A 17,005-nucleotide genomic window follows, 5' to 3' on the forward strand; every position below is an offset into this window, starting at 1 on the left:
GGGGATTAGCCCCTATTCCCAACCCCCCAACTGCATTGTTGAACACAATGGGGGTGCCGGTGACGTGGGTTACAATGTGGTGCGGTACTATCCTTGCAGAGAATGTGACTTAACAGACTCATTCATGTCAATGAAAGGACGATCTCTCCCATGACAGTAAATTCGCCGCCGCCCACAGCGGGGCCGCACGAGCACGAGAAGGCGGTCTACGCTTCGGAAGACCACGGCCTGCAAAAGGGGATGGGCAATCGCCAGCTCCAGATGATCGCCATCGGTTCTGCCATTGGTACCGGTCTTCTTTTGGGTACCGGTAGCCGCTTGCAAGACGCCGGACCGTTCCTAGCGGTGCTGTACCTTATTTGTGGCTTCTTTGGCTATATCATCCTGCGTTCTCTTGGCGAGCTCATTGTCTATCGCCCCAGCTCCGGTTCCTTCGTCTCCTATGCCCGTGAGTTCTACGGTGAGAAGACCGCTTTTGTCACAGGCTGGTTGTACTGGGGAAACTGGGCGATGACCTTGGTGGCGGACGGCACAGCCGTAGCTATCTACATCAAGTGGTTTAGCCAGTACACGTCGTGGCTCGACGCCGTTCCGCAGTGGGCACTGGCCCTCGTTGTTATCTGCGGCATCCTTGTATTCAACATGCTCTCGGTGAAGATCTTCGGCGAGCTGGAGTACTGGTTCTCCCTCATCAAAATTGTCGCGTTGATCATCTTCATGTTGGTGGCCATCGGTGTCCTTATTCTTGGCCACCCGAGCGGCGATCCCACCGGCTTTAGCCTCATTTCTGATAACGGTGGCTGGCTGCCCAATGGCCTCATGCCTGCCGTCATCGTTGTCCAAGGTGTCGTCTTTGCCTACGCCGGCATCGAGCTTGTTGGAACCACCTCCGGTGAGACTAAAAATGTAGAAAAGCATATCCCGCGCGCAGTCAACAATGTGCTGCTCCGCATCTTGATTTTCTATTTCGGCTCCGTGCTATTGCTGACCTTGGTGTTGCCATACACTAACTATGTCGCAGACGTTTCGCCGTTCGTGACCTTCTTTGAGTCCCTCGGCGTTGGCGCGGCGGCTCCGATTTTCCAGCTTGTTGTTATCACTGCTGCGATTTCCTCGCTCAACGCTGGCCTGTATTCCACCGGGCGCATCATGTACAACATGTCCACCTCCGGCTCCGGCCCGAAGTTTGGCGCTCGCATGTCCAAGTCTGGTGTTCCCTACGGCGGCATCGTCATGGCGGCCATGGTGGGCTTGGTAGGCGTCTTCCTCAACTATGTGGTGCCGGAGATGGCGTTTGAAATCGTGCTCAACCTGGCAGCCTTGGGTACATTGGCGTCCTGGGCGGCAGTTGCGCTCTCGCACCTCAAGTTTGTGCGCCTAGCCAAGAGCGGAAGCTATACCCGACCGGGATACCGCTCGCCGTTTGGCGAAGGCGGAGACTGGGCAGTGCTCATCTTCATTGGCCTAGTCATTATCTTGATGGCCTTTGATTATCCAATCGGCACTTTTGCACTTGCATCGACCCTGCTCCTCGTTCCGGTCTTTATGGCAATGTGGTACGCATGGCGCGACCGTATTCGTACAATCGCGGAAGAGAGGAAGGCCAAGCATCTGCCAACCTCCAGTTTCCCGGCCGCACCGCAAACAGACCTTCACCCAAAGAAATAGAAAGGAACTTTTATGAACCACGCAGTTAAGTTCGTAGACGTAGAAAATATGGCGCGCTGGATTCAGCGCGAGGGCGTTGAAAACATCATTACCGGAATGGTGGACTACCTCGAGGCTGACTACCGCGAGTGGGAGCGCTTTGACAAGATTCCGCGCGTTGCCTCCCACACCCCATTCGGTGTCATCGAGCTCATGCCGACCTCTAACGGTAAGGAGTACTCCTTCAAGTACGTCAACGGCCACCCGTCCAATCCGGCCCGTGGTTTCCAGACCGTTACCGCCTTTGGCGTGCTTGCCGACGTCGACAATGGCTACCCCACCTTCGAAGCCGAGATGACGCTGCTTACCGCACTGCGTACTGCTGCAACCTCCGCCATGGTGGCAAAGCACCTAGCGCGCAAGGACTCCAAGCGCATGGCCATGGTCGGTGCCGGATCCCAGTCTGAATTCCAGGCCTTGGGCTTCCGTGGCGTGATGGGCATCGAGGACATCACTATTTATGACATTGACCCTGAGGCGGTAGAGAAGTTCAAGCGCAATCTGGAGCCACTGGGCTTTAATATCACTGCCTGCTCTAGCGTCGACGAGGCGGTTCTTGGTGCAGACATTATTACCACCTGCACTGCAGACAAGGCACAGAACCAGATTCTGGCCGAGCGCCACGTCGCCCCAGGTGTCCACCTCAACGCTGTTGGCGGTGACTGCCCAGGCAAGACCGAGCTGGAAAGCTCCATTCTGGACAAGTCCAAGGTCTTCGTCGAATTCCCGGAGCAGACTCGCATCGAGGGCGAAATTCAGCAGAAGCCGGAAGACTTCCCGGTTGTCGAGTTCTACCAGGTGCTCACCGGCCAGGCCACCGGCCGTGATGACGATGAGCAGATCACGCTTTTCGACGATGTCGGATTCGCTATTAACGACTTCTCCGCCCTGCGTTATCTGCGCGATTCCGTCAAGGGAACCGAATTGGAGTCTGAGATCGACATCATTGCCAACCCGGATGATCCCAAGGATCTCTTCTCCTTGGTGGCTAACGTTCCGTCCCTTCTTTAAGGCCAAGGTGGGGTAGAGGGATCCAACTTCTTCCTTTACCCGCTAAGATAAGGCGCATGAGTCTTGACCCGAAGTTGCTAGAGGTCCTTGTCTGCCCGCAAGACAAGGGCCCTTTGACATATCTGGAAGATAAACAGGTCCTCGTCAACGAGCGGCTGGGTATTGCCTATCCCATTGAAGATGACGTTCCAGTAATTCTGGTAGGCCACGCGATGAAATGGCCCTCCTGAATCTGGATTCTATGTAAAGTCTGGATACTCTGTGCTAAACAGGTGACTCCCCAGCACCTTTTTATGAATCCAACGCGAAGTTCAAGGTGGACCTACCGGAAAACCCGAATCACCTTGTCATCGACATCATTGTCTAGCTAGTGCTTAGGTATTCCGTGGAACGCTGCGGGCTGGCTTGTTATGCCGCCTGCGACGTTTAGCATATTAATACCACGCTGTTTTGCATCCGCGGCGAAGGTCGAGATGAAGTGGGCCGATCGCTTGCCGGAAGCACAGTATACCCACGCTTTGCGCTGCCCTTCGGCCTGCAGGGAATCGAGCAGGCAGCGCGCCACCTCTGGATCGTCCTGCCACACGGAGGTTGGTAAATGGTAATGCTCTGTGCCGGCAGCAAAAAAGAAATCATCTATGGCAGCCTCCCCGGCCTCGCGCACGTCGATGGCCGTGGCACCGTCGCGCAGATCTTCGAACATCTCGGGGGCAGTGGCAGCGGCAGCGGCAGCATCGGCATCCGGCACGGCACAAGCTGCGCTACCGTAGTCTTGCTGCAGCTGTATGGTTAGCTCGCGTGCCGGGTCGTGGGGCACGCGGAAGTGAGTGATGGAGGCGGTCAGGGCATCGTAGATGCTCAACAAGCCCACCCGGTCGTGGTTCATGCCGGTTGCGAACTGGATTAGCTCGGTGGACATCAAGCCCGCGACCACGCTGGTGGTTACGCCCAGCACACCGGCGGTGGCGCAATCCGGCACGGAATCTGGGTCGGGTTGCAGGGGATAGAGGTCGCGCATGCCCACGCCGGACTCGGCGCCGGGCCCAGACCACCACACTGCGCAGTCGCCCCGGTAGCGAAGCACCGAGCCCCACACCAGCGGGGTGCCTGTGATCTCCGCAGCATCCGCTGCTAGGAACTTGGTGGCAAACGTGTCAGAACCATCCACTAGGATGTCCACCCCACGAAGGTAGCCCACGGCATTGTCGACGGTAAAACGGTCGCGAATCGCATGTACTACGATGCCGGTCTGCAGCTGCCGGAGCTTTTCGGCGGCGACGTCCACCTTGGGCCTTCCCACATCGTGGGTGCCGAACAGGATCTGGCGGTGGATGTTAGTGAGATCCACCGTGTCGTCATCGATCACAGAGATTTCGCCAACACCGGCGGCAGCTAGCTGCTGCATCAGGGGGCAGCCCAATCCGCCAGCGCCGATGACGAACACGTGGGTGCCGTGCAGCGCCTCTTGCTGGGGGATGCCGAAGCCAGGCAATAGGGTTTGGCGGGCTACTCTGTACAACTCTTCACGGGGCAGTGGGCTCATTACAGGACTTTGTCTTCCCAGCTAGCCAACCCCTCGAATGATGACGAGGCCACGGCGTGCTGCCGTTTCGGAATGCGGCCAGCTTGCCGGGCCAACCGGCCACCTTCCACGGCGTATTTCATTGCAGTGGCCATCGCCATGGGGTCCTGGCAGCGGTTAATAGCACTCGCTAAAAGCACGCCATCGCAGCCCAGCTCCATGGCCAGTGCAGCATCGGAGGCCGTGCCCACACCGGCATCCAGCAGCACGGGAACATGGGTGCGCGAACAGATCAGCTCGATGTTGTGCGGGTTCAGGATGCCTAGGCCCGTGCCGATGGGCGAGCCTAAAGGCATCACCGCTTCCACGCCCACGTCTTCTAGACGCTTGGCGACGATCGGATCGTCGCTGGTATATGCCAGCACCACAAATCCTTCAGCAACCAGCATCTCGCAGGCATCCACGAGCTCTACCACGTCGGGCAGAAGCGTATGGTCATCCGCGATAACTTCCACCTTCACCCAATTGGTGCCCAGCGCCTCGCGGGCTAGCTTGGCGGTTGTTACTGCGTCCCGAGCGGTGCGGCACCCAGCAGTGTTGGGCAGCACGTCAATGCCCAATCGCTGCAAGAGCTCGAAGATGGATTCCCCACCGGTGCTAGCGCTCGTGGCACTGTGCCTACGCATGGCAACGGTGGTCAGCTGTGTACCGCTGGCAACTAAGGATTGTTCCAACATAGCCTGGCTACTTGCCCCGCCGGTTCCCATCACTAGGTGCGAATCGAATTGTTTATCTGCGATAGAAAGCATGAGTAAAGCCCTACCCGCCCTGCACGGCGATCAGGATATCCATTTCATCGCCGTCGGTAACTTCATAAGACCAGTCGCTGGCTGGGATCACGTCGCCATTGACGGCCACGGCGACGCCTTTCGGCGAGGCATCGCCGGTCTCTGCTTTTACGACGGCAGCCACGGTGATATGCCCCTCGCTGCTGCGGCGCTTTCCATTAAGCGTGTATTCCATGGTGCTTATTCCTTTCTTTTGTGGCTATCGGGGTGGGCTGTATCGGGCGTGGCGTAGTGGATCGCAGGCAGAGATGTCTATCTCCAACCCGTTGGCGGGGTAGGTGCCCAACCCCAACTGGGCACCTACCTTAGCCCCAAAGGCGGACAACAGGATTCCGTGGCGGAAGTAGCCGGTGGAGATCACCAGCCCGTCGCGCACCTTGCCAAGGTAGGGCAGATCATCTGGTGTGCCGGGCCGGGCGCCGACGATGGCTTCGATGAACTCGCAATCCTCTAGCCCAGGAACCACGCGGATGGCGTCTCGAAGAAGCGTGTGCACACCGTCTACAGAAGGACCTTTGCGGTTGTCTTCGCGGCTGGTTGCACCGACGGCGATGGTGCCATCGGTGCGGGGGATGACATAAACCGGCCGGTCCTCCACGAATGCGCGCACCACTCGGGTAAGCGGTTCGCCACTGGTGTGCACCAGCGCGTCTGGGACCCGCAGCCGCAGCATGTCACCGTACACCGGCCGTAGCGCTAGGGGATTGACACCCTCGAACCAGCCGTCTACGTCCTTGGCACCTAGCCCGTTGCAGAGATAGACCGTGTCGCCGGTGGCCACTCGGCCATCGGTGAGCTGTACATCGTGCCCGTTGATGCGCGTTGCGGCCGTCGCCACGAAGCGAACTCCGGCTTGCTGCAGGTAGTCCAACAGGCACGCGCTGAACATGCGCGGGTTGATCTGATGGTCGCCCGGGATTTCCACTGCCGCCGCCAACTGGGGGCTTAGCCCCTGCTCTAGCCTTCGGGCTTGCCGTAGTGTCAGCGCCTGGGCATCCATACCGTGTCTTTGCTGCAGCGCCAGCAACTCGCGGATGTGCACGCCATCGGCGCGGTCGGCACCCACCACCAGGGTGGGTTCACTGCGGTGCCCGGTCGGTGCGGTAGTTTTCTTACCTAACCTGGCCAGCAGGTTGGGGAACATCTCGCCCGAAGCCACCATCAGCGGGTACAGCGGCTCTTGCCGGTATTGCACCTCCGCAACCGGCGCCAGCATGCCACCGGCCACGAACGTGGCACCGCTAATGGGCTGGGGATCGACCACGACGATTTCTTGTGGGGATACGCCCGCTTCCACCAATTCGAATGCCGTGGCCAGCCCGATGATTCCCGCGCCAATGATGGCGTGCTCCGCGCGTAGCTTCTGACTATCGGGGTGGTTGCCCGGGCTGAGAACAGTGTTATTCATGTGAACCGATTGCTGCATTCCCGTTCACCCGATCGAAAGCTTGCACAACCGTGGTCGCCAAGGTAGTCGGATCATCGGAGTCCATGAAGGCACGCACAATCGCCACACCAGACACACCGGTTTGGGCCAGTGCTGCGGCATCGGTGGCCTGTACATCGCCGATTGCCACGACCGGAACGGCCGAGGCCGCCACGAGTGGGGGATAGCCTTCCAACCCCAGCGGAGTGCGGCCGGAGATTTTCGTCGGGGTGGGGCGGAACGGACCGGCACCGATGTAGTCGATCACATCTGCGTACTCGTTAGCGTCCTGCACTAGCTCTAGGGTTCCGGTGGTCAGCCCGATGATCGCATCCTCGCCAAGAATCTGCCGCGCCAGGTGCGGGTTCAAGTCGTCTTGGCCGATGTGTACGCCGTGGATGTAGTGATCATCCATTAGGGCGGCCGCTACATCCACTCGGTCATCGATAAGCACCTTCGTTGCCGGATTGGCTTCCTCGACTGCCGCGGCAACGTCGATAGCTAGGGCGGTCAGATCGCGCACGCTGATGGGCTTGCTGCGCACTTGAATCACGCCCGCACCACCGGCGGCCGCTGCCGCGGCAACCTGGACGACCTTTTCCTGCGGTGCTCCCGTAACGTGGTAGCACCGCAGATCCAGGTGGCTACCCTGCGCAGCAGGGCGAGGCTTAGCGCTCACTGGGGATCGCTGCTTCCTTCTCCAGATCCTCGGCCACTTCCTTGGCCTCATTGCGGTCTAGATACAGCTTGGATCCCGCACGGCGGAACTCCTCGGCCATTTCTTCTTCGCCTTCGGTATTAGTGACGCGTTCTCCGTCTACACTCTGGCGCCCGAAGCCTGGCAAGCCGAGGTCCTTGACTAGCGTTTGCTTCTGGTCGGTGGCCAGAGCCTCATCGATCTTGTCACCGAATGCGTCGCGGATGTCCTGGCTGATCCGCATGGAGCAGAACTTAGGTCCACACATCGAGCAGAAGTGAGCGGTCTTTGCCGGCTCCGCGGGCAGAGTTTCGTCGTGGTAGGACTGGGCAGTATCCGGGTCTAGGGACAGGGCAAATTGATCGTGCCAGCGGAACTCGAAGCGCGCCTTGCTCATCGCATCGTCCCACTCGTGGGCGCCAGGGTGGCCCTTGGCGACGTCGGCGGCGTGGGCGGAGACCTTGTAGGTAATTACACCGGTCTTCACGTCGTCCTTGTTCGGCAGGCCAAGGTGCTCCTTCGGGGTGACGTAGCACAGCATTGCGGTACCTCCCATGGCGATATTGGCCGCACCGATGGCGGAGGTAATGTGGTCGTAGCCAGGCGCAATATCGGTGACCAGCGGCCCCAGGGTATAAAACGGTGCGCCGCCGCACCATTCCTGCTCTTTTTCATTGTTAACCTGCACCATGTTAAGCGGCACGTGGCCTGGGCCTTCGACCATGACCTGAACGTCGTACTCCCAGGCGCGGTGGGTTAGCTCGCCGATGGTCTTCAGCTCAGCGAACTGGGCTGCGTCGTTGGCATCGGCGATGGAGCCTGGGCGCAGGCCGTCGCCCAGAGAGAACGCAACGTCGTACTTGGCGAAGATCTCGCACAGCTCGTCGAAGTTCTCGTACAGGAAGGACTCCTTGTGATGAGCCAAGCACCAGCCGGCCATGATGGAACCGCCGCGGGAAACGATGCCGGTTACGCGCTTGGTGGTCAGCGGCACGAAGGGCAGGCGTACGCCGGCGTGGATCGTCATGTAGTCCACACCTTGTTCGCATTGTTCGATCACGGTATCGCGGAAGATTTCCCAGGTCAGGTCCTCGGCCACGCCGTCGACTTTCTCGAGTGCCTGGTAAATCGGCACGGTACCGATCGGTACCGGGGAGTTGCGCATGATCCACTCGCGAGTGGTGTGAATGTCGTTACCGGTGGATAGGTCCATTACGGTGTCTGCACCCCAGCGGGTGGCCCAGCGCAGCTTGTCTACCTCTTCGCGGATGGACGAGCTCACCGCGGAGTTACCGATATTGGCGTTGATCTTCGTATTGAAGGCATTGCCGATGATCATCGGCTCAGATTCCGGGTGGTTGATGTTGTTCGGGATGATCGCCTTGCCGGAGGCAACCTGCTCGCGCACCTTTTCTACGTCGCAGTGTTCGCGCAGTGCGACGTATTCCATCTCCGGGGTGATAATACCCTGGCGGGCGTAGTGCATCTGGGTTACGCGCTTGCCCTCCTTGGCCCGCAGCGTCTGGCGGCTAGCGCCTTTCCATTCGTCACTGGCCTCGCCACGTTTGAGGGCGCGGTTACCGTCATCCAACAGGTTGCGGCGCCTGCCCTCGTAGGCTTCTACATCACCGCGGGCTTCGATCCACTCACTGCGCAAAGCCTCCAGGCCCTCGGTCGGTTCGGCCCAGGGGCCGCGAGTGCGGTAGAGCTTCTGCGGTGGATTCGGGCCCGTTGGGGAATCGTCCAGCTGAACTTCGGTTTCCGGCACCTGTAGGGTGAAGGTCTTGCCGAAGGATTCCACCTGCTTTTCGATGGGGGCGAAGCTGTGCTTCGGGTGGATTTCCGCACCATAGTCGTCATTCGGGATGGTAGTGCGGGTGTGCTGTGTAGACGGATCCGTCATAAAAGTCTCTCCTCATTCTTCCTTCGCTGGTTCTAACCAGGCAGGTTCTAGCGGTACTCGCGCGGGGATTACAGCGCGATCTCAGCTCGATACCTCGAGCGCCCGTGTTCGGTTGCACTTCCTACTGTAACGCACAGCACCCGCGTGTTAAGTCCTAGGGCGGACGGTTGATTGGACAGCCTCAATGAGCAAAGTAGAAAAGCGGTAAACAACTACAGAGAGTCACTCGGTGGGATGGCTGGGGCACGGGTTAGACTTAACAGCATGATTGATCAGAAGCTCCTAGAGATCCTCGCGTGCCCGATCGACAAGCAACCGCTGGAGGATCACGGCGACTATTTGGTTAACCCTAGGCTGAACAAGGCCTATCCGGTGCAGGACGGCATTCCGGTCCTGCTGGTGGACGAGGCTAAGGACTGGCCCATTGGGTCCAAGTAACTAAAGCCACACGCTCTGGAAAAGCAGACACTTAGATAATTAGGGAACAGGGGAGCACCTACGTATGACTAACAACACGAACATTGTTGACGAACTGGAATGGCGCGGGCTCATTAACCAGTCCACGGATTTGGAGGCTTTGAAAGAGGCCACAGAGAACCCGATCAGCTTGTACTGCGGTTTCGATCCGACGGGAAGCTCGCTGCACGCTGGGCACCTAGTACCACTGATTATGCTGAAACGCTTTCAGCAATTCGGCCACCGTCCAATCGCGCTGGCCGGCGGTGCGACGGGAATGATTGGTGACCCACGTGATGTTGGGGAGCGTTCTATGCTCACGGAAGAGCAGATCGCAGAGAATATGCAGATGATCAAGACACAACTTGAATCTTTCGTGGACTTCACCGATGAGAGTGACGTTTCAAGCCCAGCGGTGATGGTGAACAACGCGGACTGGATTAGCCAGATCAACGTCATCGAGTACCTGCGCGATATCGGTAAGAATTTCTCGCTGAATACCATGCTGGACCGCGATACGGTTAAGCGCCGCTTGGAGTCCGATGGCATTTCCTACACCGAGTTTTCCTACATGCTGCTGCAGGCTAACGACTTTGTGCACCTGCACAATGAGTACGACTGTGTCCTGCAGATTGGCGGTGGCGACCAGTGGGGCAACATCGTTTCCGGTGTGGATCTGAACCGGCGCGTGAATGGTGCGAAAGTCCACGGCCTGACGGTACCGCTGGTGACGGACGCCGAGGGTAATAAGTTCGGCAAATCCACCGGCGGCGGCAAGCTATGGTTGGATCCGCAGCTAACCAGCCCATACTCCTGGTACCAGTACTTTATTAATGCTGGAGACGCGGTGGTTATCGATTACCTGCGTTGGTTTACATTCTTGACTCAGGAGGAGATCGCGGATCTGGAGCGCAAGGTAGAGGAGGAACCCTACAAGCGTGAGGCGCAGCGAGTGTTGGCGCGAGAAATGACCACACTGGTCCACGGCGCACAAGCCACCGAAGCAGTGGAGCTGGCCTCTCAAGCTTTGTTCGGTAAGGCGGAGTTACAGGATTTGGACGAGGCCACCCTGTCTTCTGCATTGCAGGAGACCGAGGTAGCGGAAGTCAGCTCGGATGCCACGATCCTGGATCTATTGGTAGGTGCGGGATTGGAGAAATCGAAGGGTGCCGCGCGCCGCACTGTGGGTGAAGGCGGTGCATACGTGAATAACCAGCGCATCGAGGACATCGAATGGTCTCCGTCTTCCCAAGACCTCCTGCATGGCTCGTGGCTGGTATTGCGCAAGGGCAAGAAGCGCTTCGCTGGGGCACGGGTTGTGAATCCTTCCTAATGCCGTCACGCTTCGTGTCAATAAGGTAGCTACATGATCCCTTGGTAACGGTTATTGGCCATTTACCAGGGGATTTGTGTGTTTCTAGGTGTGGGGTGTAGCTTTATCGAAGTCGCTGAGAGGTAGCCGGGAGGTTACTTGATGGTGACATTTTGTACGGACTTGGTTCGATGATTTGATTTTGTTCTTTGAGTTGAGTAGGTTTGTACGGGCTGCCGATGAGAGGTTAACGGGAAGTTAATTTCTGTTGGTTGGTGATGATGTTTGAGAACTCAATAGTGTGCCAATGTACTTTTTATTTTTTGTGTGCATGGTTGTGTGTTGATTGGTTTGTCTGCCAGCAGGCTTAGTGGTTTGTTGGTTGGTGTGTGCCGGTTGGGTATGTGGAACACGTACCTTTTTGAATGCTGTTTGGTGTTTCGGCTGCATTGAGATGGATTGGTTGGCATGTGATTGTGTTTACCTTTTTTGGTTTCCTCTTTTTGACCCCGTCGGGTTGAGGGGACTGTTTATTTTTTCTTTGTAGTAATTTTTTGGACGCCAGCATGAGCTGCATTTTGTGTGGTTTGTGGTGGTTTGTTCTTTTGTTGGGTTTCGGGCTTTTCACGGCCTGTTTCGGATTTGTTCTGAAATTTTTTTGTGGAGAGTTTGATCCTGGCTCAGGACGAACGCTGGCGGCGTGCTTAACACATGCAAGTCGAACGGAAAGGCCCTGCTTGCAGGGTACTCGAGTGGCGAACGGGTGAGTAACACGTGGGTGATCTGCCCTGCACTTCGGGATAAGCCTGGGAAACTGGGTCTAATACCGGATAGGAGCCATTTTTAGTGTGATGGTTGGAAAGTTTTTTCGGTGTAGGATGAGCTCGCGGCCTATCAGCTTGTTGGTGGGGTAATGGCCTACCAAGGCGGCGACGGGTAGCCGGCCTGAGAGGGTGGACGGCCACATTGGGACTGAGATACGGCCCAGACTCCTACGGGAGGCAGCAGTGGGGAATATTGCACAATGGGCGCAAGCCTGATGCAGCGACGCCGCGTGGGGGATGACGGCCTTCGGGTTGTAAACTCCTTTCGCTAGGGACGAAGCTTTTTGTGACGGTACCTAGATAAGAAGCACCGGCTAACTACGTGCCAGCAGCCGCGGTAATACGTAGGGTGCGAGCGTTGTCCGGAATTACTGGGCGTAAAGGGCTCGTAGGTGGTTTGTCGCGTCGTCTGTGAAATTCCGGGGCTTAACTCCGGGCGTGCAGGCGATACGGGCATAACTTGAGTACTGTAGGGGTAACTGGAATTCCTGGTGTAGCGGTGAAATGCGCAGATATCAGGAGGAACACCGATGGCGAAGGCAGGTTACTGGGCAGTTACTGACGCTGAGGAGCGAAAGCATGGGTAGCGAACAGGATTAGATACCCTGGTAGTCCATGCCGTAAACGGTGGGCGCTAGGTGTGAGGGTCTTTTCACGACTTTCGTGCCGTAGCTAACGCATTAAGCGCCCCGCCTGGGGAGTACGGCCGCAAGGCTAAAACTCAAAGGAATTGACGGGGGCCCGCACAAGCGGCGGAGCATGTGGATTAATTCGATGCAACGCGAAGAACCTTACCTGGGCTTGACATACACCGGATCGGGCTAGAGATAGTCTTTCCCTTTGTGGCTGGTGTACAGGTGGTGCATGGTTGTCGTCAGCTCGTGTCGTGAGATGTTGGGTTAAGTCCCGCAACGAGCGCAACCCTTGTCTTATGTTGCCAGCATTTGGTTGGGGACTCATGAGAGACTGCCGGGGTCAACTCGGAGGAAGGTGGGGATGACGTCAAATCATCATGCCCCTTATGTCCAGGGCTTCACACATGCTACAATGGTCGGTACAACGCGCAGCGACACTGTGAGGTGGAGCGAATCGCTGAAAGCCGGCCTTAGTTCGGATTGGGGTCTGCAACTCGACCCCATGAAGTCGGAGTCGCTAGTAATCGCAGATCAGCAACGCTGCGGTGAATACGTTCCCGGGCCTTGTACACACCGCCCGTCACGTCATGAAAGTTGGTAACACCCGAAGCCGGTGGCCCAAACTTGTTAGGGAGCCGTCGAAGGTGGGATCGGCGATTGGGACGAAGTCGTAACAAGGTACCCGTACCGGAAGGTGCGGGTGGATCACCTCCTTTCTAAGGAGCTTTATTATTCGGGCACAGTTGTGCCTTGTCCTGCCACTTTGTGGTGGGTGTTGGTTGAGTGTGCGAGTGTCATGCTGCCAACGTTGTTTGTTTGAAAATTTCCGGGTGGAAGATACACCTTTAAGACAAAGACCGAGTGTTTGAATGGCGCTTTGTGACACACAGTGTCGTGCACAGTTTGAAAAAAGTATTTGTTTGTATGTTGGTGCATTGTTGGGTGTCTGGGGCATTATCCCCTTTTTTGGTGCCTGACCATTTTGCTGGTGTGCATGGTTTGTGTGTGCTGGTTTGTGGTTGGGGTGTTGTGTGAGAACTGTATAGTGGACGCGAGCATTAAACACGTATGACGTGCTGCGCTTTGTGTGGTGTGTTGTGTGTGTTTGTGTGATTTCTTTTTTGTGTTTATTTTGTCAAGTTCACTTGTGTGGCCGCCCGCGCTTTTTGTGTGTGGTGGTTTGTGTGTTCGTTATTAAGGGCGCATGGTGGATGCCTTGGCATGCTGAGCCGATGAAGGACGTGAAAGGCTGCGTTAAGCCTCGGGGAGTTGTCAATTAAGCGTTGATCCGAGGATGTCCGAATGGGGAAACCTGGCCCTGGTTATGTGGGGTTACCCTTCAGTGAATTCATAGCTGTTGTGGGGGTTTACGCGGGGAAGTGAAACATCTCAGTACCCGTAGGAGAAGAAAATAATAATGATTCTGCTAGTAGTGGCGAACGAACGTGGATGAGGCTAAACCGTGTGCATGTGATACCTGGTAGGGGTTGTGTGTGCGGTGTTGTGGGCCCTGATGTGCGGTGACTACCATTGCCGCGCCCTCGCATTGTTGTTAGGTGAAGTGGTTTGGAATGGCCTGCCGGAGTAGGTGAGAGTCCTGTAGCTGAAGATGATGATGTGTGGGTTGTTGGGTTGCCCGAGTAGCAGCGGGCTCGTGGAATCTGCTGTGAATCTGCCGGGACCACCCGGTAAGCCTAAATACTCAGTGTGACCGATAGTGTATGAGTACCGTGAGGGAATGGTGAAAAGTACCCCGGGAGGGGAGTGAAATAGTTCCTGAAACCATGTGCTTACAATCCGTCAGAGCACCGTGTGTGTGATGGCGTGCCTTTTGAAGAATGAGCCTGCGAGTCAGCGGCATGTCGCGAGGTTAACCCGTGTGGGGTAGCCGTAGGGAAACCGAATCCTAATGGGGTGCAAAGTGGCATGTCCTGGACCCGAAGCGGGGTGATCTACCCATGGCCAGTGTGAAGCAGCTGTAAGAGGTTGTGGAGGCGCGAACCCACGTAGGTTGAAAACTGCGGGGATGAGCTGTGGGTAGGGGTGAAAGGCCAATCAAACTCCGTGATAGCTGGTTCTCCCCGAAATGCATTTAGGTGCAGCGTCGTATTATAGCTTGGTGGAGGTAGAGCGACTGGTTGGTTGAGCGGGACTACAATCTTAGCAATGTCAGCCAAACTCCGAATGCCACTAATTGTGTTGTACGGCAGTGAGACTGTGGGGGATAAGCTTCATAGTCGAGAGGGAAACAGCCCAGATCGCCGGTTAAGGCCCCTAAGGGTGTACTAAGTGGAAAAGGATGTGGGATCGCGAAGACAGCCAGGAGGTTGGCTTAGAAGCAGCCATCCTTGAAAGAGTGCGTAATAGCTCACTGGTCGAGTGGTTCTGCGCCGACAATGTAGTGGGGCTCAAGTACACCGCCGAAGCCGCGGCAACAATTTTTTGTTGGGTAGGGGAGCGTCGTGCATGGGTTGAAGCGTTACCGTAAGGAGGCGTGGACTGTGTGCGAGTGAGAATGCAGGCATGAGTAACGAATTGATAGGTGAGAATCCTATCCGCCGGATGACTAAGGGTTCCTGGGTCAAGTTCGTCTTCCCAGGGTGAGTCGGGACCTAAGGCGAGGCCGACAGGCGTAGTCGATGGATAACCAGTTGATATTCTGGTACCCGTACATGCGCGCCCATGATAAAGCACTGATACTAACCACCGCGGATGCATTGCTGGTCTTCTTTGAAGTCTGGTGGTGTTGATGTCGTGGGGCCTGATGTGTGGTTCAAGTGATGGGGTGACGCAGTGAGGTAGCCACGCCACTTATTGGATTGGTGGTGTAAGCGTGCAGACCGTGTGGTAGGTAAATCCGCCGCACATTTTGGTTGAGGCGTGATGCGTAGACCCATTGGGGTTGATGGTGGTGATCCTGTACTGTCGAGAAAAGCCTCTAGCGATGTGTGTGTATGGCCCGTACCCTAAACCGACACAGGTGGTCAGGTTGAAAATACTAAGGCGTTCGGGTGAACTGTGGTTAAGGAATTCGGCAAAATGCCCCCGTAACTTCGGGAGAAGGGGGGCCCTACGATGTGAGCACTCTTGCGGTGTTAAGCGTTGTGGGGTCGCAGAGAATAGAGGGAAGCGACTGTTTATCAAAAACACAGGTCCATGCGAAGACGTTAAGTTGATGTATATGGACTGACGCCTGCCCGGTGCTGGAAGGTTAAGAGGACCGGTTAGTCAACGTTGTTGGCGAAGCTGAGAATTTAAGCCCCAGTAAACGGCGGTGGTAACTATAACCATCCTAAGGTAGCGAAATTCCTTGTCGGGTAAGTTCCGACCTGCACGAATGGCGTAACGACTTCTCTGCTGTCTCAACCACAGGCCCGGTGAAATTGCACTACGAGTAAAGATGCTCGTTACGCGCGGCAGGACGAAAAGACCCCGGGACCTTCACTATAGCTTGGTATTGGTGTTTGGTTCGGTTTGTGTAGGATAGGTGGGAGACTTGGAAGCTATCACGCTAGTGGTGGTGGAGTCGTTGTTGAAATACCACTCTGATCGGATTGAGCATCTAACCTTGGCCCATGATCTGGGTTGGGGACAGTGCCTGGTGGGTAGTTTAACTGGGGCGGTTGCCTCCCAAAATGTAACGGAGGCGCCCAAAGGTTCCCTCAGCCTGGTTGGCAATCAGGTGGTGAGTGTAAGTGCACAAGGGAGCTTGACTGTGAGACAGACATGTCGAGCAGGGACGAAAGTCGGGACTAGTGATCCGGCACCTACTTGTGGATGTGGTGTCGCTCAACGGATAAAAGGTACCCCGGGGATAACAGGCTGATCTTCCCCAAGAGTCCATATCGACGGGATGGTTTGGCACCTCGATGTCGGCTCGTCGCATCCTGGGGCTGGAGTAGGTCCCAAGGGTTGGGCTGTTCGCCCATTAAAGCGGCACGCGAGCTGGGTTCAGAACGTCGTGAGACAGTTCGGTCTCTATCCGCCGCGCGCGTTGAAACTTGAAGAAAGCTGTCCCTAGTACGAGAGGACCGGGACGGACGTACCTCTAGTGTGCCAGTTATCCCGCCAGGGGTATCGCTGGTTGGCTACGTACGGAAGGGATAACCGCTGAAAGCATCTAAGCGGGAAGCCTGTTTTAAGATGAGGTTTCGTTAAGGTCCCCTAAAGACGATAGGGTAGATAGGCCAGACCTGGACGCACTGTAAGGTGTGAAGGCTACTGGTACTAATTGACCACAACAAACACCAACACACACTATGTGTGCTGGCAAAAAGCAACAAAACAAGAAACAAATTTGTCACTGTCGTGACCGCGTCCACTATGCAGTATCTGACACAACACCCGAACACCCATTAAAAAGAGGGTAGATGTTCTGAAGGTTTGTCGGTGGTCAATAGCTGCAGGGAAACGCCCGGTCCCATTCCGAACCCGGAAGCTAAGCCTGCACACGCTGATGGTACTGCAACCGGGAGGTTGTGGGAGAGTAAGTCACCGCCGACACCAAACAACAACACAAAACTCAATACAAACAACAAAGAAGAGGACGGCACATCACCGCCCTCTTCTTTTTGCGTTTTACCAGCCCTCCCAGCTGGTGGAAGGGCTCATCTGCAAAGCCAGGAGTACGGCACTAGGGCGTCCGCGGAGCGTTCAGGAACGCA

At 56.5% G+C, this 17,005-nt stretch carries 11 protein-coding genes, 3 rRNA genes and 1 riboswitch; of the genes, 8 read left to right on the forward strand and 6 right to left on the reverse strand.

Annotation, left to right across the window (positions count from 1 at the left end; all coding sequences use genetic code 11):
- Positions 1-150: 150 nt before the first annotated feature.
- Genes ACLI1M_RS05590 through ACLI1M_RS05600 form a run of 3 tightly spaced genes read left to right on the forward strand, consistent with a single transcriptional unit; the run spans position 151 to position 2,948 of the window.
- Positions 151-1,668, forward strand: a complete 1,518-nt coding sequence (locus ACLI1M_RS05590) for an amino acid permease (RefSeq protein ID WP_248100388.1) — start codon at positions 151-153, stop codon at positions 1,666-1,668.
- A 12-nt stretch (positions 1,669-1,680) separates the two neighbouring features.
- A complete protein-coding gene (locus ACLI1M_RS05595; protein WP_248100390.1) occupies positions 1,681-2,718 on the forward strand; it encodes an ornithine cyclodeaminase in 1,038 nt (345 codons plus the stop codon).
- 56 nt (positions 2,719-2,774) lie between these two features.
- Positions 2,775-2,948 (forward strand): Trm112 family protein, encoded by a 174-nt coding sequence (locus ACLI1M_RS05600; protein WP_248100392.1) that lies wholly within the window; start codon positions 2,775-2,777, stop codon positions 2,946-2,948.
- Positions 2,949-3,085: 137 nt separating this feature from the next.
- On the opposite strand, the gene ACLI1M_RS05605 is transcribed toward ACLI1M_RS05600, so the two are convergent.
- Genes ACLI1M_RS05605 through thiC form a run of 6 tightly spaced genes read right to left on the reverse strand, consistent with a single transcriptional unit; the run spans position 3,086 to position 9,114 of the window.
- Positions 3,086-4,261 (reverse strand): ThiF family adenylyltransferase, encoded by a 1,176-nt coding sequence (locus ACLI1M_RS05605; RefSeq protein ID WP_248100394.1) that lies wholly within the window; start codon positions 4,259-4,261, stop codon positions 3,086-3,088.
- Positions 4,261-5,049 (reverse strand): thiazole synthase, encoded by a 789-nt coding sequence (locus ACLI1M_RS05610; RefSeq protein WP_023021625.1) that lies wholly within the window; start codon positions 5,047-5,049, stop codon positions 4,261-4,263. Before ACLI1M_RS05610 ends, ACLI1M_RS05605 begins: the two co-directional genes overlap by 1 nt.
- 10 nt (positions 5,050-5,059) lie before the next feature.
- Positions 5,060-5,263 carry a sulfur carrier protein ThiS gene (gene thiS / locus ACLI1M_RS05615; RefSeq protein ID WP_200287553.1) on the reverse strand — a complete coding sequence of 68 codons (204 nt, stop codon included), beginning with the start codon at positions 5,261-5,263 and terminating at the stop codon, positions 5,060-5,062.
- 24 nt (positions 5,264-5,287) lie between these two features.
- Positions 5,288-6,496: a glycine oxidase ThiO gene (gene thiO, locus ACLI1M_RS05620; protein WP_248100396.1), complete on the reverse strand. Its 1,209-nt coding sequence runs from the start codon at positions 6,494-6,496 to the stop codon at positions 5,288-5,290.
- The gene (locus ACLI1M_RS05625; RefSeq protein WP_259825613.1) at positions 6,489-7,154 is read right to left on the reverse strand and encodes a thiamine phosphate synthase; all 666 of its coding nucleotides are present in this window, start codon (positions 7,152-7,154) and stop codon (positions 6,489-6,491) included. The genes thiO and ACLI1M_RS05625 overlap by 8 nt, the downstream gene beginning before the upstream one ends.
- Positions 7,155-7,182: 28 nt before the next feature.
- Positions 7,183-9,114 (reverse strand): phosphomethylpyrimidine synthase ThiC, encoded by a 1,932-nt coding sequence (gene thiC / locus ACLI1M_RS05630; RefSeq protein WP_023021621.1) that lies wholly within the window; start codon positions 9,112-9,114, stop codon positions 7,183-7,185.
- Between the two features lies 1 nt (position 9,115).
- A riboswitch (TPP riboswitch) is annotated at positions 9,116-9,230 on the reverse strand.
- Between the two features lie 148 nt (positions 9,231-9,378).
- Here thiC and ACLI1M_RS05635 point away from each other — a divergent pair.
- The 5 genes from ACLI1M_RS05635 (at position 9,379) to rrf (ending at position 16,844) form a co-directional block, all read left to right on the forward strand.
- Positions 9,379-9,552, forward strand: coding sequence for a Trm112 family protein (locus ACLI1M_RS05635; protein WP_034656461.1), 174 nt, complete (start codon positions 9,379-9,381; stop codon positions 9,550-9,552).
- Positions 9,553-9,616: 64 nt separating this feature from the next.
- Positions 9,617-10,903 carry a tyrosine--tRNA ligase gene (gene tyrS, locus ACLI1M_RS05640; RefSeq protein ID WP_023021619.1) on the forward strand — a complete coding sequence of 429 codons (1,287 nt, stop codon included), beginning with the start codon at positions 9,617-9,619 and terminating at the stop codon, positions 10,901-10,903.
- A gap of 636 nt (positions 10,904-11,539) precedes the next feature.
- Positions 11,540-13,057, forward strand: a 16S ribosomal RNA gene (locus ACLI1M_RS05645).
- 468 nt (positions 13,058-13,525) lie between these two features.
- Positions 13,526-16,591 (forward strand): 23S ribosomal RNA (locus tag ACLI1M_RS05650).
- A 135-nt stretch (positions 16,592-16,726) separates the two neighbouring features.
- Positions 16,727-16,844: ribosomal RNA gene (gene rrf / locus ACLI1M_RS05655) — 5S ribosomal RNA — on the forward strand.
- Together the 16S, 23S and 5S rRNA genes form the textbook arrangement of a ribosomal RNA operon.
- Positions 16,845-17,005: the final 161 nt, after the last annotated feature.

Origin of the sequence: Corynebacterium sp. LaCa54 (genome assembly GCF_046717495.1) — a bacterium.
GTDB classification, from domain to species: domain Bacteria; phylum Actinomycetota; class Actinomycetes; order Mycobacteriales; family Mycobacteriaceae; genus Corynebacterium; species Corynebacterium kefirresidentii.

What these genes read in the sequence shown, in the direction of transcription:
- ACLI1M_RS05595 (WP_248100390.1), top strand. Translation starts at nt 1,681, where the DNA reads ATGAACCACGCAGTTAAGTTCGTAGACGTAGAAAATATGGCGCGCTGG.
- ACLI1M_RS05605 (WP_248100394.1), bottom strand. Translation starts at nt 4,261, where the DNA reads ATGAGCCCACTGCCCCGTGAAGAGTTGTACAGAGTAGCCCGCCAAACC.
- ACLI1M_RS05610 (WP_023021625.1), bottom strand. Translation starts at nt 5,049, where the DNA reads ATGCTTTCTATCGCAGATAAACAATTCGATTCGCACCTAGTGATGGGA.
- ACLI1M_RS05600 (WP_248100392.1), top strand. Translation starts at nt 2,775, where the DNA reads ATGAGTCTTGACCCGAAGTTGCTAGAGGTCCTTGTCTGCCCGCAAGAC.
- tyrS (WP_023021619.1), top strand. Translation starts at nt 9,617, where the DNA reads ATGACTAACAACACGAACATTGTTGACGAACTGGAATGGCGCGGGCTC.
- ACLI1M_RS05635 (WP_034656461.1), top strand. Translation starts at nt 9,379, where the DNA reads ATGATTGATCAGAAGCTCCTAGAGATCCTCGCGTGCCCGATCGACAAG.
- thiO (WP_248100396.1), bottom strand. Translation starts at nt 6,496, where the DNA reads ATGAATAACACTGTTCTCAGCCCGGGCAACCACCCCGATAGTCAGAAG.
- ACLI1M_RS05590 (WP_248100388.1), top strand. Translation starts at nt 151, where the DNA reads ATGACAGTAAATTCGCCGCCGCCCACAGCGGGGCCGCACGAGCACGAG.
- thiS (WP_200287553.1), bottom strand. Translation starts at nt 5,263, where the DNA reads ATGGAATACACGCTTAATGGAAAGCGCCGCAGCAGCGAGGGGCATATC.
- thiC (WP_023021621.1), bottom strand. Translation starts at nt 9,114, where the DNA reads ATGACGGATCCGTCTACACAGCACACCCGCACTACCATCCCGAATGAC.